This is a genomic window from Sphingomonas sp. BRN-1R, from assembly GCF_057748035.1.
This window is the reverse complement of record NZ_CM173236.1, coordinates 1,936,827-1,955,958: the sequence shown is the minus strand read 5'-3', so window position 1 is coordinate 1,955,958 and position 19,132 is coordinate 1,936,827. Positions and strand designations below refer to the sequence as shown.

Genomic DNA, 19,132 nt, shown 5'->3' with positions numbered 1-19,132 from the left:
GCACGGACGACGGAACCGAATGCCGCCCCGCCGGGTCTTATCCCGCGACGACGGCAGGAGACGGACGATGGCGATTCATCTGAAGAAGGGCGACAAGGTTTCGTGGAAGAGCCACGGCGGCACCGCGCACGGGACAGTGGTGAAGAAGCAGACCTCCGAGACGCACATCAAGGGCCACAAGGTCGCCGCGAGCAAGGATGATCCGCAGTATATCGTCAAGACCGATGCGGGCAAAGAGGCCGCGCACAAGGAAGGCGCGCTGAAACGCGACTAGGCGGCGCGCTCGTACAGCGCCGTGGCGACCGCCTGTTCGACGATCCGGGCGGCGGTGCGGACCGCATTGGCGGCGAGCAACGGCCGCGCGGCCCGGGCATTCGCCGTCACTGTGGCAGGATCGAGGTCGCGAAAGCCCGCGCTGGTGAGACCGGGCTGGCGCGCGATCTCGGCGCACATGCTGCGGAAGCGCTGCATCACCATGCGGTTGGCGCGTTGCCGGTCGCGCGAGAGCATCTCGAAGCTGTGCGTGACGATCACGAACGGGTCCACGCCTCCCGCCGCATGGCGGAGCGCGGCGCGCATCTCCCACGCCGACAGCGCACAGATCTGCGCGGGGCGGAAGTGGCCCGGACGGTCGAACAGACCGGAGACCGGCACCTCCACCACATCGCCGAACGCGACCGGCATGTGCGTCTTGCGCGTGACCCGGCAGCTATCGTCGGGACAGCCGATGTTGACGCTGCTGTCCCAAGCAATCCCGACTCCCGCGAGCGCGACGATGGTGCGATCGTCCGCACCGTAATTGCCGGCGCGGAACGCGGTCGGGCGCGGCGCACCGGCGGCGACGAGCAGATCGCTGGCGAGCGACAGCAGTACCGCCTGATCCTCGGCTGCGAAATCGCCGATGTTGCGCCCGGTACGCCCGCCGACCGGCGAGTGCGTTACCCATTCGAGCCACTCGGTGTGGATGTGCAACTGCACCTCATGCCCGCGTGCGAGCAGCGGTGCGACCATAGGCTCCAGGAAATCCGGTCCGTGGACGAGCGCCGGCATCGGATCGACGAAGAACACGCCCTTCAGCCCGCAGCGTTCGAGTTCGTCCATCTGCCAGTCGACGCCGAATGCGCCATCCGCCGTCCGCCCCTCGATCGAGCAGCGCAGATTGTCGGCGAGGCTCATGCCCTGCCGGTGCCGCCCTGACGACAATTCGGTATCGACCGTGACGAGAACCTGAGCCATCCGCCTGCGCCTTTCGCGTTCGTGGCCGGCGTGCCAGCGGCGGGTTAACATCCGGTATGGTATCGCGTCCTTAACCCCTCGCCTGTACCGCTCGTCAGACCATGCAGATGATCGACCACCGCTACGGCACCTTCCGCGGCCTCGTCCGACTCGCGCTGACCCATGCAGAACTGGCGGCGAGCGATGGCGGCGTGCTGCTGCCCGACCCAAGCGCGATCCGGCGGCTGGTGTTCGTCTGCCACGGCAACATCTGCCGCAGCGCCTTCGCCGACGTGCTGGCGCGCAAGCATGGCCTCAACAGCGCCTCGTTCGGTCTGTCGACCGCCAACGGCAAGCCCGCGCATGGCCCGGTCGCGGATGCGGCGGCGGCGATGGGACATGACCTCGCCGATCATCGCTCGCTGCGGGTGCAGGATTACAAGCCCATCACCGGCGATCTGCTGCTGGCGATGGAGACACGCCACCTGCGCAAGCTCGCCGCCGATCCGATGCTGGCAGCGATACCGCGCACATTGCTCGGGCTCTACACACAGCCGAAGACGCCGCATCTGCACGACCCCTATCAGCTCAGCGCCGCCTATACCGAAGTCTGCCTCGCGCGGATCGCCACCGCGATCCCCGCGCTCGCCGCCGCTTTCTCTAACGCTTCAGCTTGCTGAAGATGCCCGCCACGTCGCGCAGCAGCGGCTTGGGATCGGACCACGACCACACATAATAGCCGGTGCGCGGATCGAGGAACTCGCCGACGTAAGCGGCAGCCTCCCGCGCGCGGCTGAACGGCGGTCTGCCTGCGCCGGCAATATCGGGATCGCGCAGGATCTGGACGAGCCGCTTGCTGTCCGGGATGGCATAGCGTGCCCGGCGCGCGCGGTAGCGCGGGTTCGGGTCGGCCGGCTCGCGCAACACGGCGTGGCGATACTGCTCCCAGGCGAAACACGCTCCTGCCTGGCTGGCGAGCGGCAGGCTGCCCCAGAAACGGCCGTTGATCTCCATCAGCCAGTAGCGCCCGGTCGCCGGATCGTGGCGATATTCGACCATCGCCAGTCCTTCCCAGCCGATCGCGGCGAGCAGCGCCTCGGATTTCGCCATCTGCTCGCGATGCAGATCGGCAGGCACGGTCGCGCAGAGTGTCGAGACGCCGCCGCTCGCCGGGAACTCGCGGACGCGGCGGTGCTGGAAACGCAGCCGCGCCTTGCCGTCCGCCATCATCAGCATCTGGCCGAAGCCGTAGCCGCTCACCCAAGTCTGCACGATCGGATAATCGCCGAGCGCTTGGTAGCGCGCCAGCCGCCGCAGCAACTCCTCCGGCCCCTGTGCATATTCCGCCTTTTCGAACGCGATCCCCGACGCATCGAGCCGCGCGAACATCGCGGGCGGATCGCTCCATTTCAGCACCACCGGATAGGCGAGTGTCGCCGCCCGCTCGGCGAGCGGTTCGCCGACGCGCGGCTGCCAGCTTTCAGGCGTGAGGATGCCGACCGCGCGCGCCGCCGCCAGCGTCTTGAGCTTGTCGAGCACCACGTCGAGCTTCTCGCGGCGCGGTGTAAGCAGGCGGCACGCACCGATCGTGTCGGGCAGCGCCGAGAGTTCGAGCAGATCGCCCTCGCTGATCGAGAACAGCGCGGCCGCCCCGGTCTCGGCGATCAGATCGGGCAGCCAGTCGGCGAGCGGCCGGTCCTTCGGCCGCAGCACGAAGCGCGTGCAGTAGCGCGACGCACCCCCGACCGAATAGGCCGAGCGCCCGATCGCGATCACCGGGACACCGTGGCGACCAAGCTCGCGCACGACGGTAAGCCCGATCGCGGTATCCACCCCCAGAACGATCGCGGGCGGGAGGGGATGCGGGCGGCTCATGTCCCCGAGCCTTGCCGCCGCCGCCCGCGCTTGGCAAGCGCGGGCGGCGGCGTAAACCACGTCTTCGCTTACCAGCTCACGCCGACGCGGCCATAGACGTAGCGGCCGTTGAACCCGAACGGCGAATAATACGGGAAGCCGACCAGCCCGGTGCTGTTGAGCACGGTGCCGCGCGACGAGGCGAGCTTCACGTAATCGGGATATTCGTCGAGCAAGTTGTTCGCGCCCACCGCTAGATTGACCTGCTTGAGAAGCTGGTAACGGAACTCGAGATCTAGCAACGTGTGGCGACCGGTGTGGATATCGTCTTCCGCGAAGCCGGTGCTGCTCGGCTGCGTGACGTCGCCATAATAGGATGCGCGCGCCGTCACCCCAAGCTTGTCGAGCGACCAGTCGATCGTGCCGATCACCTTTTGGCGCGGCGTGCCTTCCTCGAACGAGACGATGCGCTGGCGACTGAACACCGCAAGCGTCGTGCTGCCCGTCGACGAGGTGATCGTAACCGGCGACGGTGCCCTCGTCACGTCGACCTTGTTGAAGTTGGCGGCGGCAGTCAGGTCGAACGTGCCGAGATTGTCGGTCGGTGCGCGGTAATGCGCGACGATATCGACGCCCTTGGCGGTCGAGCGGATGCCGTTGAGGAAATAGCGTGCGGCAGTGACGCTGGTGATCCCCTCGTCGCGCAGCCGCTGGATCACGACCGCGCCGCTCAGGTTCTCGGACAGCGCGATCTGGTCGCGGATCTTGATGTAATAGCCATCGACCGACAGGTCGAACCCGCCCTTGCGGATGACGACGCCCGCCGAATAGTTGATCGCCTTTTCAGGCTCCAGCGCCTTGCCGCCAAGCGCCCGGCCGACCGCGCTGGTCGAGGGGAACAGCCCGGTCTCGACGATCGTGCCGACACCGTTGACCGTCGTCAGCACCGATGCGGTCGAGGTGTAATATTGCTGCTGGAGCGATGGCGCGCGGAACCCCGTCGAGACCGTGCCGCGCAGGGCGAACCACGGCGCGAAATCATAGCGGGCGGAGAGCTTGCCGTTCACCGTCGTCCCGAAATCCGAATAATGTTCGAGGCGGCCCGCCGCGCCGAGCGTCAACCCCTCGACCGGCTTGGCTTCGAGATCGAGATAGCCCGACACGTTGTCGCGGTGCTTGTTGACTTCGTTCGACGGCAGGAACCCGGGGAAGCCCTGCGCGCCCGACCCGAGGTTCGATGCCGCGCCGGGTGCGCGATCGTAGGAATCGTGGTCGCCCGCCTGAATCTGGAAGCCCTCGCGCCGGTATTCGCCACCGAACGCGACGTTGATCGTGCCGCTACCGAGCGGCAGCTCGCGCGCCACATCGAGACCGCTGACGAGCTGGTCGTAGGTGATCTCGCCATCGAAGAAGCTGGTGCGCGAGTTCGCGCCGTAGGTGGCGTTGCCCGAATCGCGCGTTTCGAAATTCAGCTTGTTCTGCCCGTAGGAGACGCTGAGATCGACCTTCCAGTCGGAGATGTCGCCGCGCAGACCGGCGGTGGCGGTGAGATCCTCCGAGCCGACCGCGATCAGCGGGGTGAAGCCGTCCGGGTACAAGCTGGCGAGCGCATCGGCGCTGGCATTGGCGTTCGCGCCGGTGCCGCCGACGATCCGGGGCGTCGCGGCGCTGATGCTGTCGCGGTGCTGGTAGCCGCCGAAGCCGTACAGGGTGAAGCCGCTGTCGCCGAGCGGTTTGCCGGCGTTGGCGTAGAAGCTGTACTGCTGCACGTCCGGATCGCCGAAGCGCGAGCGCACGCGGATCGGCGTCTTGCGCGGATCGTAATCACCGCGGCTGGTCGGGTTGCGATCGAGATATTCGCCCGACAGCGTCAGGAACCCGTCCGAACCCAGCCCGAAGCCCTGCCAGCCAGCAACAGTGACGGTCTCGCCATCATTCTCGTGGCGGTCGCCGCGCGCGGTCTTCACGTCGGTGATGTACTGGCCGTAGGTCGCGGTCGCGCCGCCGCCGCTGCGCGCCTCGCGCAGCCGCAGATTGACGACGCCCGCGATCGCGTCCGAGCCGTACTGCGCCGCCGCGCCGTCGCGCAGCACCTCCACCCGATCGAGCGCGACGCTCGGGATCGTGTTGAGATCGACCGCCGCCGAGCCGCGCCCGACCGAGCCGTTGGTGTTGAGCAGCGCGGAGGTATGCGCGCGCACGCCGTTGATGAGGACGAGGGTCTGGTCAGGCGAAAGGCCGCGCAGCGTGGCCGGGCGGATCGAGTCGGTGCCGTCCACCGCCGCCGAGCGCGGGAAGTCGATCGAGGGCACCACCGCCGACAGCGACGCGCCCAGTTCGGTCGTGCCCTGCCGTTGCAACGCTGCCGCGCTCAGCACGTCGACCGGCGAGACACTATCGAGCCGCGAGCGTCCCGTGGTGCGGCTGCCGGTGACGACGATATCGGTCTGTTCGGGCGCTGCCGCATCGGGTGCGGCCGGTTCGTTGGCGGGGGTGGTCTGCGCGCCCGCGCTGGCGGCATGGGCCAACGCCAGAGTCGACGCCGCAACGGCGAGCAACGGCCGGAAAGTCTTCATTAGAGGTCCCTTTTTGTGTCGTTAGTCTTATTTTGTTCTGTCGTATTACACCAAGCGCGGGCGCGTCGCAGCCAAGAAAAATTACCCGGCGGCAAAGCCACCGGGTTCGAGGTTACGCTTGGGAGCTTATACCAGGCGTGGCGTGACGGCACCATATCCCATCGCTTGAATAGGATATAATAGAATTGCTTCGCACCCGCCAAGAGCGTCTTGCGTGGCGCCGCTTCCCGGTCGGCGATCGCCCCCTTGAAGCGTGGCTGAGCGGCACCCACATCCCTGCTATCGTCAACAACGGAAAGGAGGTGGTCCAATGTCTCATTGTCATATGCCGGCCACGGCAGAATTCATGAGCTCGACCTCCGCCATGGGGGTCCGGCTCGTCTGAGCTGACCGTGTTCGGTGGACAATGGAAAGGCCGTTCCGAAAGGGGCGGCCTTTCGCTTTTCCATCCCGTTCCGCCGCGCGGCGGGATGGACCCGTTTTTCGAAGGACTCGCGCATGAAGTACCGCACATTGGGCCACGGCCTCAAAGTTTCGGCGATCGGCGTCGGCTGCATGCCGATGATCCGCGACGGCAATATCACCTACGGCAAGGCCGACGACGCGGTATCGACCCGCACCATCCATGAGGCGATCGACCTCGGCATCACCTTCTTCGACACCGCCGAAATGTACGGCCCGTTCCGCAACGAGGAACTGGTCGGCGCGGCGATCAAGGGCAAGCGCGACGGTCTCGTCATCGCCACCAAGTTCGCGATGCGCTGGGATGACGACACGCCGACCGGCGTGGACGGCAGCCCGGCAAATGCCCGGCGTGCGTGCGAAGGATCGCTGAAGCGGCTGGGCGTGGACACGATCGACCTGTTCTACCAGCACCGCGTCGACCCCAACGTACCGATTGAGGAAACGATCGGCGGCATGGCCGAACTGGTGACGGAGGGGAAGGTCCGCTTCCTGGGCCTGTCCGAAGCGGCCGCCGCAACCGTTCGCCGCGCAGCAAAGGTCCACCCGATCGCGGCGCTGCAAAGCGAATATTCGGTATGGGAGCGCGACGTCGAGGGCGACATCCTCGCCGCCTGCCGCGAAAACGGCATCGGCTTCGTGCCGTACAGCCCGCTGGGTCGCGGCTTCCTTGCCGGCGGCATCCGCAGCATCGACGATCTTCCCGCAGACGACTGGCGCCGCAACGACCCCCGCTATTCGCCGCAGAACATGCCTGCCAATCTCGCGATCGTCGATGCGATCGCGGCGGTTGCCGCGCGCCACGGTGCATCGAGCGCGCAGATCGCGCTCGCCTGGCTGCTCGCACAGGGTGAGGACATCGTGCCGATCCCGGGCTTCAAACGCAGCGAGACGCTGCGCGACAGCGCGGGCGCACCCGACGTGACGCTGACCACGGACGATCTCGCCGAGATCGACGCCGCCGCGCCCAACGGTGGCACCGCCGGGCCGCGCTATGCCGAGGCGGGCATGGCGCGCGTGAAGCTGTAACCGTTCGAGGTCGGCCTGGGTCCGGCGCCGCGTGACGACGAACCGGCACAGGTTTTTCTGGTTTACACGCCATAAACCTCGTCTGGATACCCATTCCGGGCGTGGCGTCGTTACGGTCCCGGCAGCGCTGATGCGGAGGGCATCGGCGCAAGAATGGGGCACCGATGTTCGATCTTCGCAACGACAAGGCGCTGACCGTCATTTCACTGTCGGAGGACATGCCGCAGGCGCCCGAGCGCCGTGAGCACGCGCGCAACCTCTCGATCCTGAAAAGCGCGATCCTGCGCACCGCGTTCGGCGAGGAGCTTTGCCTCGTCCGCAACATCTCGCGTTCGGGCCTGATGGCGCATGTCTTCTCCGATCTCGAGGTGGGGCACGCGGTGAAGATCGCCTTCCGCTCCTCGACGGTCGTGCGCGGCCGCGTCGTCTGGCGGCAGCCGGAGCTGATGGGCGTCAAGTTCAGCCGCCTGATCGACGTCGGCGATGTGCTGGCGGAGCCGGTGGCACAGGCGGATCATGTCGTCCGCCCCATTCGCATCAACGTCAGCGCACCCGCGCAGGTGCGCTCGGGCGCGCGCACGCAGACCGCCGCCTTGTGCAACATCTCGCAAGGTGGCGCCCGCATCCGCCTCCACGAACCCGACCGGCTCGGCGAGGAGGCAATCCTTTCGATCAACGGCCTGCCCAAGCTGGCCGGCACGGTGCGCTGGCGCGTCGACGATTTCGCCGGCATCGCCTTTCACGATCTGGTCGGTTTCGAGGACGTCGGCCGCTGGGTGGCCGGCCACACGGCCGGTGCCCGTCTCGGCATCAGGTGACGGCCTGCTCCCGATAGCGGGTTAAGAAGGTGAAGCGCATCTTCACGACGCGCCGCCACTATATCTTGATGGCCGAAGCATAGGCCGATGTTGATGCCATGCGTTGGAGGGTCCGCTGCTACAACTGCAAAACATCATCCTCGAGATGATCGCCAAAGGTGAGACGCTGAGCCGTACGGCGGAGCGGCTCTGCCGCGAGGTGGAGCGGCTGATGCCGGAGGTGATCTGCTCGGTCCTGACCGTCGATGCCGCCGGGGAGATCCACCCGCTGGCAGGACCCCGGCTGCCCGACGCCTATTCGCATGCGCTGGAAGGCATGGCGATCGGCCCCAGGGCAGGATCGTGCGGCACCGCCGCCTATCTTCGCGAGCCGGTGGCCGCGACTGACATCGCGAGCGATCCGCGCTGGGCCGAATACAGGCATCTTGCCCTGCCGCTTGGCTTGCGGGCGTGCTGGTCGACGCCGGTGTTCGCCGCGAATGGCAGCCTCGTCGGCACCTTCGCGCTGTACTACAAGCAGCCGCGCGGCCCCTCCCCGTCCGAGCGCGAGATGGTGGGGCATTGCGTCAACCTCTGCGCCATCGCGCTCGACCGGCATCACCGGATGATCGAGCAGGAACGGCGCGCCTTCTCGGACGAGTTGACCGGGCTGCCCAACCGCGCCGCGTTCAACGCCGCGCTCGCCAAGCTCGACTGCGCGACGCCGGGCGCGTGGGCGCTGTTCGTGGTCGATCTCGACAACCTGAAGGTCACCAACGACACGTTCGGCCACCATGCCGGCGATTGCCTGCTTCAGATCGCCAGCCGCCGCATCGCCGCCGAGGCAGCACCGGAGCGCGTGTTCCGCGTCGGCGGCGACGAGTTCGCGATCCTCCTCCAGTCCGCCGGGTCGCTGCACGACCTGGAGGGCGCGGCGGAACGGATGCTGAGCGCGCTGGATGAGCCGGTCGATTGCGGCGGCCATATCGTCGCCCCGCGTGCGACGATCGGCGGCGCGATCGTCGCGGCGGGCGACACGAACGCCGAGCGCGTCCGCCAGAATGCCGATTTCGCGCTGTACCACGCCAAGGAGACCGGGCGCGGCGGCTTCGTCCGCTACTGGCCGGGCATCGGCACCAACATCACCCGCCGACTCGGCGTGATCCGCGACGTCGACGCCGCACTTCGCGAGGACCGGATCGACGCCTTCTACCAGCCGGTGGTGGACCTCGACACGCGCGCGATCGTCGGGTTCGAGGCGTTGTGCCGGATGCGGGTCGGCAATGCCTATGTCTCGGCCGGGCAGTTCCACGAGGCGACCAAGGACGTGCATGTCGCCACAGCGCTCACCGCGCGGATGGTGTCGCTGGTCGCCGCCGACGTGCGCGCGTGGCTCGATCGCGGCATCGCCTTCCAGCACGTCGGCATCAACGTCTCCTCCGCCGACATCCACAGCGGCACCGTCGACCGGGTGCTGACCACCGCGTTCGAGCAGCAGGACGTTCCGCTCACCCATGTCATCCTCGAAGTGACCGAGGCGGTGTATATGGGCGATGGCGACCGCGCGGTGCAGAAAGCGGTCGAGGCGCTGCGCACCAAGGGGATGCGCGTCGCGCTCGACGATTTCGGCACGGGCTTCGCCTCGCTCACCCATCTGCTCACCGTACCGGTCGATATCATCAAGATCGACAAGAGCTTCATTGACCGGCTCGCGCCCGGCGACGCCGGGCTGGTGATCGTCGAAGGGCTGCTCCAGATCGCCCGCAAGCTCGACATCCGCGTGATCGCGGAGGGGATCGAGACGGAGGAACAGGCGCAACAGCTCCGCGCGATCGGCTGCACGTTCGCGCAGGGCTATCTGTTCTCGCCGGCGGTTCATCGTGACGCGGCGACCGCGCTGCTGATGAAGACCGCGCCATCCTCAACCTCCAGCGGCGTGGCCGCCTGAACCCCGCACGGCGCGGTTGTGATCCTGGCCCGAACCCGCCATCACCGCGCACTGAGGGAGTTTGGCAAACGTGGTGGCAGAAACATCGGGCGACTGGAACGGCGCGAGCGTCCGCACATGGCTGGAACGCCGCATCGCAGCCGCGCGCGCCGATCAGGTGGTCGCCGAGCAGGGCGGTTACCAGTTGCAGGACGATTGCGACAAGGCGGCGGCGGAGGAGATGGTCTGCGCGCTGCTGAAGGGCAAGAAAGCGATCGACGATCAGGCCGGCTTCGCGGGCGAAATCCGCGCGCTGCTCGACCGCGACGAGTATATCTGGCGCGGCGTGTATAACGACACCAAATTCGACCGGCATGCCCGAACCTATCTGCGCAAGCTGGCCAAGATGACCAAGCTCAACAGCGGGTTCGGCAACACCACGCACTATCAGTAAGTCGGGCTACCCGCCCAGCCGGACCGTCTCGAAGAACCCCTCGCCACCCATCTGCCCGCCCTTGAGCACCAGTTCGAGTCCGTCGATCGCAGGATCGGCGGCGTGCGCCCGGACCAAAGGCGCGCCGCGCTCGATCGGTGCGGCCCAGGTCAGCGCGTCGATGCCGAGTTGCGCGACACCGTGGCTGGATGTGTCTCCGCCCGCGAACAGCACGCGGCGCAAGCCCGTGCGCAGCACCGCCGCGCGCGTGACCCGGCCGAGCGCGGCGCCGAGCCGGTCGCCCGCAGCCGGCGCGGTCTCGCCGAGCGGGCCCTCGGCGGAGTGAATGACGCTTCGGCCACCCGCCCCTAGCGTCGCGACCGCGGCCGCGACGAGGCGCTCCTCCTCCGCGCTCTCACCCCGCAGCAGCGCGCCCACGTCCGCGCGCACGGGCGCATAGCCGTCCGCCACGCCGCGCGCGATCTGGCGCGCGGTGACCGGCGAGCAACTACCGCTGACGACGAGCAAACGGTCGTGCGCTGCGGCGCGGATCGCTGGCGGGGCTGCGTCGATCAACCCGGCGGCCGTCCATGCCAGCACCAGCGCGCGCGTCACGCCCGAACTCCCAACGGCGAAGCGCACCTCGCGCGTGAGCAGCACGTCGCCGGTCGCGGCGAGATCGCGCATCGACACGCCGTCGAACAGCACCGCCGGCGCATCGGCAGCGTCAAAGGCCCTGCCCGCCTCACCCGCCTCGATCCGGTCGAGCGGCACCAGCGCCACGGCCGCGTCGGTCTGCGCGGCGAGGTGGCGGATCAGATCGGCCTCGTGCATCGGCGTGACCGGGTGGCGCGCCATCGTCGGGTGACGGTCGATCCGGTACACCTCGGCCCCGGCGGCGGCGAACAGATTGCCGAACGCGACGTAGCGGCGAAGGTGCGGCGCGCCGACGACGATCGCCGCTGGGCCACCGAACGCGGCCAGCCCGATCTCCAGCGCGCGGCCGATCGAGCCGGTATGCGGGCTGCTGTCGAAGGTCGAGCAGGTTTTATAATGCACGACCGGTGCGTCGCGGAGCGCACCGTAGATGCCGGGCAGATGCTCCGCCATCCATTCGGGCGAGCGGCTGCGGCTGTCTCCGGCGATGCCGATCGCCTGCACCCCGGCGAAACGCCTGCGCAGGGCCGCGTCGGGTGCGCGCAGGAACAGCACGGCGGGTACGCCACCTTCGGCGAGCTGTTCGAGCACGTCGGTCGATCCGGTGAAATCGTCACCGTAGAAGGCGTAGCGCAGCGTCATCGTCTTACAAGCCGTTCCCCGGCGCAGGCTTGGGTCCAGTTACGGAACGACCGTGAACTGGCGGCGCGCTCCGTAACAGCAACCTTCCCAGCTGGACCCCGGCCTTCGCCGGGGAACGGGATTCCGCCCAACGCAAGCTCACCCGCCGAACGCCCCCAGCGCCGCTGCGAGTTCGGGCGCGTTTTTCGCCGCCTGCTCCACCGGCACGCCCGCCACCGCCGCCTCCCAAGCGAGCATTAGCGCGCGCACGCCCGCCGCCGGGCCGCCCGGATGCGCCATGATGCCACCGCCCGCCGCGAACATGCAGTCGACCGAGCCGAGCGCGGCGAACGTCGGCGCCGCCTGCCGCGCGGACTGGCCCGAGGAGAACACCGGCATGATCTCGCACCCCGGAGCGGGCGCATCGAACATCGGCGTCAGGCACTCGCGCGCCGAGGCGATGACGCTGTCGTTGGTCTCGCAAAACTTGTTGTCGATGCCGTTGACGTGGGTGTGGTCGATCCCCGCCAGCCGCCACAGCTTCTGGTACGCGATGAAGCTCATGCCGATCGCGGGCGAGCGGCCGAGCATTCCCCAGCCGTTGCGGTGGCCGTGGATCGGCAGTTGCGAGTGCGCGCGCAGCACCTTCATCGCGGGCAGGCCGATCGAGTTCATGCTCGCCATGATGCAGGTGCCACCCTGCGCCAAAACATGATCGTGCCGGGCGAGCATCTCGTCGATCTCGCCGGTCAGGTTGGCGGCGAACATCACCTTCTTGCCGGTCTTGTCGGCATGGTCGTTGATGACGCGCATCACCGCCGAGATGCGCGCGTCGAACGGGCAATGCGGCCCGTCCGACTGCAACTCGTCGTCCTTGATGAAGTCCACTCCGGCCTCGACCAGCACGCGGACCTGCTCCGCCGTCGCTTGCGGAGAGAGGCCGACGCTCGGCTTGATGATCGTGCCGATGATCGGGCGATCGTACACGCCGGCCAGCCGCCGCGTGCCGGCGACGCCGAACTGCGGGCCCTGATAGCGCTCCAGGAACACCGGGGGCAGCTTGAGGTCGGTCAGCTTGAGGCCCGAAAACGCCTTCAGCTCGGACAGGTTGCCCGCCACCGCCGCGAGCAGATTGGGCAGCGACGGCCCGAAGTTCGCGATCGGCCACGACAGCACCACCCGCGCTGCGCGCCGCGTCGCGTCGCCCGACTTCGGCAGCCCCGAGCCCGGGAGCGACGGCGCCGCGACCTCGCCGAGATCGGTCAGTTCCTCCACTCGCGCGGCGTGCGCCTCGCGCAGTTCGTCGGTTTCGCCGGGCACGCGCACGAAGGTGCCGGTCGATTGCTCGCCCGCCATCGTGGCGGCGGCCTGTTCGAGCGGGAATGCGGTTTCGATCCAATAGGTGGCGTAGATGCGTTGGTCGGTCATCATGCGATCTTGAAATAGGTGGTCGAGGTCTCGGTATCGACGGTGTAATAGGGCACGAACACGAGGTTCCGCCCGCCGACGTCGGTGCGATATGCCTGATTGGCATCGGGCACCGGCTCCAGCGCCTGCGGCAGCGCGATCGGCTGCGTCTCGATGCCCGCCCACGGATTGATGCCGACGTACATCACCGGCCCGCGCATCACGGCGGCGAGGTTCGGGTGCTTGTCGTCGATCGGCAGCGTGCGCAGCGGCTGCGGTATGGTGAGATCGACCGTGTCGCCCGCCTTCCACGCCCGCGTCACCGCCGCCAGCGTACCCGGCGTCACCGCCTGCGCCTTGCCGTTGACCTTGAGCGTCGCACCTTCCGTCCATGCCGGGATGCGCAGCTTCATGCCGAACCGGCCGTCGCCGGCCTTGCGCACGGTCAGCCGCACCGTGTCGGCGGAAGGGTATGCGGTCTCCTGCACCAGCTCGACCGTGCCGCCGGGCCGTTCCCAGCGCAGTTCGGACGGCGTGTAGAGGTTGACCAGCACGTTGGCGTCGTCATGGAAATAGGCGTTGAGCACATAGTCCGAAACGCCCTGCACCAGCGTGCCCGAGCAGCACGGCCATTTCTGCTGGTAATAGCGCTTCTGCCCGGCCGGCCCGTGATCCGAATAATACGGATAGCCGCCGTCGCTGTCGGGCATCCGCGCCGCCAGCATCGTGTTGTAGAGCGTCCGCTCCAGCCCATCGCCGTAGCGCGCCTCGCCGGTGAAGCGGATCAGGTAGCGCGCGAGTTTCAGGTCGGCGAAGCTGCCGCATGGCGTCTCGAAATGCGCCTTGGAGCTGGTCAGGCTGGCGGCGAGCTTGCCCTGATGGAGCGGGACGAACTGCTCCTCGGGCCCCCAACCGCCGCTGGCGAAGCGCTGCGGCTCCATGAAGGCATAAGCGTTGACGAGCGCCTTGCGATATTTGTCGTCGCCGAGGTGGAGATACGCCTGCGCGCCCGAGGCGAGCGCGATCGTGTGGCTATAGGCGTGTTTGCCCGGCAGCACGTCCTGCCCCGCCGCGAGCGGATCGAACCACTCCTTGTCGAGCATGTAATGCCTGGCGAGCTGGCGGTATGTGTCGTCGCCGGTGATGTCGGCGACGAGGAACAGGTTTTCCGACAGGACGTAGGTTTCGTCATAGGGCGGATCGAGCTTGCCGATGCGGTCGCGCGAGACCGGCGAGATATACGGCAAGCACTTCTTGATGACGATCGGCAGCAGCGTCTTGGCCTGCTCGACGCCGCTGAGCCGGTAAGCGTCGATCAGGCCGACCACATATTTGTCCATCACATAAGCGGCCCACTGTGCCTGCGCCTTGGGGCCGACATAGGGGTTCCTGGCGGTGACGAACGCCTTGCCGAAGCCGTCGACCAGCGCCGCCACCTTGGCATGGCACGCCTTGTCGCCGGTCGCCGCGCCGATCCGCGCGAGGCCGGAGATATATTGGCCCAGCGTCAGCCCCGGCACGAAGCCGTCGCGATCGTACCAGCCGCCCATGTCGGGGCCGGGCGCGGGCATGCCGGCATTCTCGCGAAACGCCTTGAGCAGCCGGTCGTTGTCGAGCGCGAGGTAATGCGCGTGGATGCGGTCGTATTGCGCCTTGAGCGGCCCGCCGGTCAGCGTCACCGCGCCATAGGGAAACTCGTGCATCGCCTCCTTGCCCACCGCCGGCGCGGGCACCGCCGCCCAGGCCGCAGGGGTCGCGGCGAGCGCGGTGCCTGCGGTCGCACAGATGCTGCACTCCATCATCGCGCGGCGCGACAGCGCCAGATCGAGCATTCCCCTCACCATGTCATCCTCTTTGCGTACCCGCTTGTGTCGGCTTCGCATGGGAATAGCGATCCGACGATATGAAAGCAATCGAAAGCCAATCGAAATCAAAGCCAAATCGCAAGGCGGACCGGCAAAGGCGATCATATCGTCCCACCCTGCTCTGGATCATCGTGATTTCGGGTGACGTGGGCGGGCCACGGCCGTACCGCTAGGCCATGACCGGCCTGCGCCTCGCCTTGCACGACCGCCGCACGTTCGCCCTGGCGATCGTGCTGCTGGCGCTGCTCGCGCGCATGCTGATCCCGACCGGCTATATGCCCGTCGTGCAAGGTGGCGGGCTGGTGATGGCGCTCTGCCCGGATCAGGGACCGATGCCAACGGGAATGGATCACGGGATGTTCGGGATGGATCACGCGCATGCCGCGCCGACCCACGGCGACCACGATCCGTCCGGCCACATGAAAGACGGGCCGTGCGCCTTCGCCGGCGTCGCGCTCGCCGCGACCGCGACGGCCGATCCGGCGCTGCTCGCGCTCGCCATCCTGTTCATCGTCACCACGACGTTCCGCCGCCCGCAGCGCGCCCGCGCCGCCGAGCCGCGCTTCCGCTGGCCGCCGCGAACCGGTCCGCCCCTGCACGCCTGACACCGCGACGGCCGACGCAGCGCCGCCGGTCGACTTTTGGCGTCCGTCGGCGAAAGCGCCGGCGCTTACGAACAGGGTTTCCATGTCCAGATATCTGCTTGCCGCGAGCGCCTCGCTCGCGGTCCTTGCCACGCCGTCTTTCGCGGCCGATGCTCCACCCGTACCCCGTGACATCGTCGTCACGGGCAAGCTCGACACGCCCGATCTCGACCAGCCGACCGATACCGCCAGTCGGCTCGGCCTGACCATGCGTGAGACCTCCGCTTCAATCGAGGTGCTCACCCAGCAGGATCTGCAAATCCGCGGCCTGCGCACCTCGAAGGAGGCGTTCAACGATGTGGTCGGCGCGATCGCGGGCAACGTGCCGGGCAATCCGGCGGTGGTCAGCCTGCGCGGCTTTTCGGGGGCGGCGGTGTCGATCCTCCAGGACGGCGTGCGCATCTCCACCTCGACCGTGGTCACTCGTGATATCAACACGTGGCATTACGACCGGATCGAGGTGCTGAAAGGCCCCGCCTCGGTGCTGTACGGCGAGGGAGCGCTCGCCGGCGTCATCAACAAGGTGACGCGCAAGCCGGTGTTCGACGGCAACCACATGGACGGCCTGCTCAGCTTTGGCAGCTTCAACACGCTGGAGGCGGCGGCCGGCGTGAACTACAAACTCTTCGAAACGCTCGCGGTGCGCGCCGATGCAAGCTACCAGCGCAGCGACAGCCTGTATGACGTAAAGGACAATGACACCCGCTCCTCGGGCCTGACCGCCTCGGCGCTGTGGAAGCCGAGCTCCGATCTGTCGGTGCTGGTCGGCGTCGACCACTTCGAGGATCGCTACGATTCGAGCTATCAGGGTGCGCCGCTGGTCGCGCTGGCGACGGCGCGCGACCCGAGCGACGCGGTCCGCACCGCCAACGGCCTCGTGCTCGACCGGACGATGCGGCGCGAGAATTACAACCCGCTCGGCGCTTATTCGGGCGCGAACGAGACGACATTGCGCGCACGGATCGACTGGAAGCTGGGCGGCGGCTGGTCACTCGCCAACGATGCGCAATATTACTGGGCGAAGCGCGATTTCGTGCTGAGCGGCGACCAGAACTACACCGCCCCCACCGCCGCGTTTCCGAACGGCAGCCTCGCGAGATCGGTGCAGCGCATCTTCCACGACCAGCGGTTCTGGACCGACCGGCTCGCGCTCGCCAACGACAGCGTGATCGGAGCCTTACGCAATCGTTTCACTCTGGGCGGCGAGTATGACCACACCTGGTTCGTCAACCCCCGCCAGCAGAGCCCGGTCGGCGCGAGCGCCCCGGTCGATCCCTATGCGCCGGTGGTCGGCAGCTTTCCGATGTCCGCCGTCTATACCACCACCAACGTCGTCTATCGCTCGCGGCTCGATCAGGCATCGGTGTTCGCGGAGGATGCGCTCAACCTCACCCCGCGCTGGCTGATCGTCGGCGGGGCGCGTTACGATCATATCGATCTCGATCGCACCATCACCGATCTCAACGCAGGCGGCAGGCTGACGCAGGCGCATCCGTCATACGATCCGTTCTCGTGGCGGGTCGGCACGACATGGGATGCGACCAAGGCCATTACGTTCTACGGGGAATATACCACGGCGGTAGTGCCGGTCTCGTCGATCCTGCTCCAGTCGATCGTCAACACCAGCTACAAGCTCACCACCGGGCGCAGCGCCGAGGGCGGCGTCAAGGCGTCGCTGTGGGGCGACCGGGTGACGGTGACTGGGGCGGGCTATTGGATCGAGCAGACCAACATCCTCACCCGTGACCCCAACAACTCAGCGCAGACCGTGCAAGGCGGCAAGCAGTCCTCGCGCGGCGGCGAAGTGACCGTCAACGCCAACCTCACCCCGCAATTCCAGCTCTCGGGCGGCGCGTCCTACGTGAAGGCGAAGTACGACGAACTGATCGAACTGGTCGGCACCACCCGCTTCGATCGCGCGGGCAAACGGCCGATCAACATTCCGTCGACCACGTTCAACGCTACAACGCTCTACACGCCCAAGGGCACGCCGGTCACGCTCGGCGCGTTCGTTCGGCATGCGTCGGGCTTCTACACCGACACTGCCAACACGATCCTCGTGCGCGGGCACACCACGTTCGACGCGTCGATCGCCTATCGGCTCGCACAGGAAATATCGCTGACGGTGCGGGGCCGAAACCTGACGAACGCGTTCTACGGGGAATATTCGGGCTATCCCGCCACCAACATCTATGTCGCCGCACCGCGCAGCGTCGACGTGACGCTCTCGACGCACTTCTGAGGAGGACGACGGACATGACCACGCCCCCCTCACCACTCTATCGGGCGATCTGGCGCTGGCATTTCTACGCCGGGCTGATCGTCGCGCCGTTTCTACTGATCCTCGCGGTTACCGGTTCGATCTACCTGTTCAACGACGAGATCAACGACGCGCTCTACCCGACGCAGCGTTTCGTCGCGCCGCATGCGACCAGCGTGCCGGTGTCGACGATGCTCCACGCCGCGCTGGCCGCACATCCGGGCGGCGCATCGCGGATCGACATGCCGACCGCGCCCAACCGGCCGGCGGTGGTGTTCGTCACCCCAACGCACGGCGCGCCGCTGCGGGTGTCGGTCGATCCGGGCAGCGGGCGCGTGCTCGGCAGCCTCGTGTACGAACGCACGCTCGTCGGCTTCGCGGACACGATGCACGGGTCGCTCACCATCGGCACGCTCGGCGACCGGATCGTCGAGCTGGCGGCGTGCTGGGCGCTGCTGCTGATCGCCTCGGGCGCCTATCTGTGGTGGCCGCGTGGGCGCACTGCGGGCGTGTTCAAACCGCGTTTGCAGGCGCGGGGACGCATGTTCTGGCGCGATCTCCACGCCGTGACGGGCGCGTGGACGGTGGCGTTCATCGCCTTCATGGTGCTGACCGGACTGCCCTGGGCGGGAATCGAGGGCGACCTGATCCAGCGCGTCAGCGCGGCGGCGGGCGTCGGTTATCCGCCCACGCACTTCACGCACAATCCGCCGCAAAGCCAGCCGATGAAGCAGGCGCTCGGCGCCGCACCATGGACGCTCGAAGCCATGCCAATGCCGATGTCGAGCACCGAACATGCCGGCCATGCCGGACACGACATGGGCATGGCCGCCTCGGACGCGACCACGATCGATGGTGCGGACCGCGCCGCCGCCGTGCTGCGCGCGCGCGGGCTGTCGGGCTACCGGCTGTTCCTGCCGTCCGGCCCGACCGGGGTCTATACGGCCTACACCTATCCCGATCAGCCGCAGGGCCAGCGCACGCTCTATGTCGATCGCTGGAGCGGCAAACTGATCCGCGAGGTCGATTTCGCGGACTATGGCATCGTCGGCAAGGCAGTGGAGATGGGCGTGCAGCTTCACATGGGCAATTACTTCGGGCTCGCCAACCAGATCGCGATGCTGATCCCTTGCCTCGCGATCATCACGCTCGTCGTCAGCGGCCTCGCGATGTGGTGGAAGCGGCGTCCGGCCGGCCGCCTCGCCGCGCCGCCGCGTGTCGAAGGTGCGCCGATCGGCGGGCTGATCGCGATCGTCGTGGCGGCGGGGGTGGTGATGCCGCTGCTGGGTGCGTCGCTGATCGCGGTGGTGCTGATCGACCGCGCGGTCGTCTGGACTGCCGGGCGCCGCGCGTTGACCGGCGGCGCGGTTCGGCTAGGTAGGTGA

15 protein-coding genes are annotated in these 19,132 nt (G+C 67.6%); 9 read left to right on the top strand and 6 right to left on the bottom strand.

Features of this window, described 5'->3' with window-relative positions:
* Positions 1-67: 67 nt before the first annotated feature.
* Positions 68-274, top strand: coding sequence for a hypervirulence associated TUDOR domain-containing protein (locus AC3ANX_RS09005; protein WP_488336656.1), 207 nt, complete (start codon positions 68-70; stop codon positions 272-274).
* Here AC3ANX_RS09005 and AC3ANX_RS09000 read toward each other — a convergent pair.
* Complete coding sequence (locus AC3ANX_RS09000; protein ID WP_488336655.1) at positions 271-1,236, bottom strand: polysaccharide deacetylase family protein; 966 nt, start codon at positions 1,234-1,236, stop codon at positions 271-273. The two genes, AC3ANX_RS09005 and AC3ANX_RS09000, sit on opposite strands and share 4 nt — an antisense overlap.
* A 101-nt stretch (positions 1,237-1,337) precedes the next feature.
* Here AC3ANX_RS09000 and AC3ANX_RS08995 point away from each other — a divergent pair, with 101 nt between their 5' ends.
* A complete protein-coding gene (locus tag AC3ANX_RS08995; RefSeq protein WP_488336654.1) occupies positions 1,338-1,895 on the top strand; it encodes an arsenate reductase/protein-tyrosine-phosphatase family protein in 558 nt (185 codons plus the stop codon).
* Here AC3ANX_RS08995 and AC3ANX_RS08990 read toward each other — a convergent pair.
* Both AC3ANX_RS08990 and AC3ANX_RS08985 read right to left on the bottom strand, forming a co-directional pair.
* Positions 1,876-3,090: a carboxylate--amine ligase gene (locus tag AC3ANX_RS08990; RefSeq protein ID WP_488336653.1), complete on the bottom strand. Its 1,215-nt coding sequence runs from the start codon at positions 3,088-3,090 to the stop codon at positions 1,876-1,878. The genes AC3ANX_RS08995 and AC3ANX_RS08990 overlap by 20 nt on opposite strands.
* Positions 3,091-3,158: 68 nt before the next feature.
* Positions 3,159-5,645 carry a TonB-dependent receptor plug domain-containing protein gene (locus tag AC3ANX_RS08985; RefSeq protein WP_488336652.1) on the bottom strand — a complete coding sequence of 829 codons (2,487 nt, stop codon included), beginning with the start codon at positions 5,643-5,645 and terminating at the stop codon, positions 3,159-3,161.
* Between the two features lie 498 nt (positions 5,646-6,143).
* Between AC3ANX_RS08985 and AC3ANX_RS08980 the strand changes: the two genes are divergently transcribed.
* The 4 genes from AC3ANX_RS08980 (at position 6,144) to AC3ANX_RS08965 (ending at position 10,314) form a co-directional block, all read left to right on the top strand.
* On the top strand, positions 6,144-7,136 hold the full coding sequence (locus tag AC3ANX_RS08980; RefSeq protein WP_488336651.1) for an aldo/keto reductase: 993 nt from the start codon (positions 6,144-6,146) through the stop codon (positions 7,134-7,136).
* A gap of 164 nt (positions 7,137-7,300) precedes the next feature.
* Positions 7,301-7,954, top strand: a complete 654-nt coding sequence (locus AC3ANX_RS08975) for a PilZ domain-containing protein (RefSeq protein WP_488336650.1) — start codon at positions 7,301-7,303, stop codon at positions 7,952-7,954.
* A gap of 145 nt (positions 7,955-8,099) precedes the next feature.
* Positions 8,100-9,881, top strand: coding sequence for a putative bifunctional diguanylate cyclase/phosphodiesterase (locus AC3ANX_RS08970; protein ID WP_488336649.1), 1,782 nt, complete (start codon positions 8,100-8,102; stop codon positions 9,879-9,881).
* A 70-nt stretch (positions 9,882-9,951) separates the two neighbouring features.
* Positions 9,952-10,314: a hypothetical protein gene (locus AC3ANX_RS08965; RefSeq protein ID WP_488336648.1), complete on the top strand. Its 363-nt coding sequence runs from the start codon at positions 9,952-9,954 to the stop codon at positions 10,312-10,314.
* Positions 10,315-10,320: 6 nt separating this feature from the next.
* Here the strand turns inward: AC3ANX_RS08965 and AC3ANX_RS08960 are convergent, their stop codons facing one another.
* The 3 genes from AC3ANX_RS08960 to AC3ANX_RS08950 all read right to left on the bottom strand — a co-directional run bounded on the left by AC3ANX_RS08960 (position 10,321) and on the right by AC3ANX_RS08950 (position 14,822).
* Positions 10,321-11,592: a four-carbon acid sugar kinase family protein gene (locus AC3ANX_RS08960; protein ID WP_488336647.1), complete on the bottom strand. Its 1,272-nt coding sequence runs from the start codon at positions 11,590-11,592 to the stop codon at positions 10,321-10,323.
* A 138-nt stretch (positions 11,593-11,730) separates the two neighbouring features.
* Entirely contained in the window at positions 11,731-12,999 is a 1,269-nt protein-coding gene (locus AC3ANX_RS08955) for a ribulose-bisphosphate carboxylase large subunit family protein (protein WP_488336646.1), read from the bottom strand.
* On the bottom strand, positions 12,999-14,822 hold the full coding sequence (locus AC3ANX_RS08950; protein WP_488336645.1) for a beta-L-arabinofuranosidase domain-containing protein: 1,824 nt from the start codon (positions 14,820-14,822) through the stop codon (positions 12,999-13,001). The genes AC3ANX_RS08955 and AC3ANX_RS08950 overlap by 1 nt, the downstream gene beginning before the upstream one ends.
* A 197-nt stretch (positions 14,823-15,019) precedes the next feature.
* Between AC3ANX_RS08950 and AC3ANX_RS08945 the strand changes: the two genes are divergently transcribed.
* The 3 genes from AC3ANX_RS08945 (at position 15,020) to AC3ANX_RS08935 (ending at position 19,132) form a co-directional block, all read left to right on the top strand.
* Positions 15,020-15,448, top strand: coding sequence for a DUF2946 family protein (locus tag AC3ANX_RS08945; protein WP_488336644.1), 429 nt, complete (start codon positions 15,020-15,022; stop codon positions 15,446-15,448).
* Between the two features lie 82 nt (positions 15,449-15,530).
* Complete coding sequence (locus AC3ANX_RS08940) at positions 15,531-17,729, top strand: TonB-dependent receptor (RefSeq protein ID WP_488336643.1); 2,199 nt, start codon at positions 15,531-15,533, stop codon at positions 17,727-17,729.
* A 14-nt stretch (positions 17,730-17,743) separates the two neighbouring features.
* On the top strand, positions 17,744-19,132 hold the full coding sequence (locus AC3ANX_RS08935; RefSeq protein ID WP_488336642.1) for a PepSY-associated TM helix domain-containing protein: 1,389 nt from the start codon (positions 17,744-17,746) through the stop codon (positions 19,130-19,132).

Excerpts from the sequence above, each read along its gene's own strand:
- AC3ANX_RS08935 (WP_488336642.1), top strand. The coding sequence starts at position 17,744 with ATGACCACGCCCCCCTCACCACTCTATCGGGCGATCTGGCGCTGGCAT.
- AC3ANX_RS08995 (WP_488336654.1), top strand. The coding sequence starts at position 1,338 with ATGCAGATGATCGACCACCGCTACGGCACCTTCCGCGGCCTCGTCCGA.
- AC3ANX_RS08970 (WP_488336649.1), top strand. The coding sequence starts at position 8,100 with ATGATCGCCAAAGGTGAGACGCTGAGCCGTACGGCGGAGCGGCTCTGC.
- AC3ANX_RS09005 (WP_488336656.1), top strand. The coding sequence starts at position 68 with ATGGCGATTCATCTGAAGAAGGGCGACAAGGTTTCGTGGAAGAGCCAC.
- AC3ANX_RS08980 (WP_488336651.1), top strand. The coding sequence starts at position 6,144 with ATGAAGTACCGCACATTGGGCCACGGCCTCAAAGTTTCGGCGATCGGC.
- AC3ANX_RS08940 (WP_488336643.1), top strand. The coding sequence starts at position 15,531 with ATGTCCAGATATCTGCTTGCCGCGAGCGCCTCGCTCGCGGTCCTTGCC.
- AC3ANX_RS08955 (WP_488336646.1), bottom strand. The coding sequence starts at position 12,999 with ATGACCGACCAACGCATCTACGCCACCTATTGGATCGAAACCGCATTC.
- AC3ANX_RS09000 (WP_488336655.1), bottom strand. The coding sequence starts at position 1,236 with ATGGCTCAGGTTCTCGTCACGGTCGATACCGAATTGTCGTCAGGGCGG.
- AC3ANX_RS08985 (WP_488336652.1), bottom strand. The coding sequence starts at position 5,645 with ATGAAGACTTTCCGGCCGTTGCTCGCCGTTGCGGCGTCGACTCTGGCG.
- AC3ANX_RS08945 (WP_488336644.1), top strand. The coding sequence starts at position 15,020 with ATGACCGGCCTGCGCCTCGCCTTGCACGACCGCCGCACGTTCGCCCTG.
- AC3ANX_RS08950 (WP_488336645.1), bottom strand. The coding sequence starts at position 14,822 with ATGGTGAGGGGAATGCTCGATCTGGCGCTGTCGCGCCGCGCGATGATG.
- AC3ANX_RS08975 (WP_488336650.1), top strand. The coding sequence starts at position 7,301 with ATGTTCGATCTTCGCAACGACAAGGCGCTGACCGTCATTTCACTGTCG.
- AC3ANX_RS08990 (WP_488336653.1), bottom strand. The coding sequence starts at position 3,090 with ATGAGCCGCCCGCATCCCCTCCCGCCCGCGATCGTTCTGGGGGTGGAT.
- AC3ANX_RS08960 (WP_488336647.1), bottom strand. The coding sequence starts at position 11,592 with ATGACGCTGCGCTACGCCTTCTACGGTGACGATTTCACCGGATCGACC.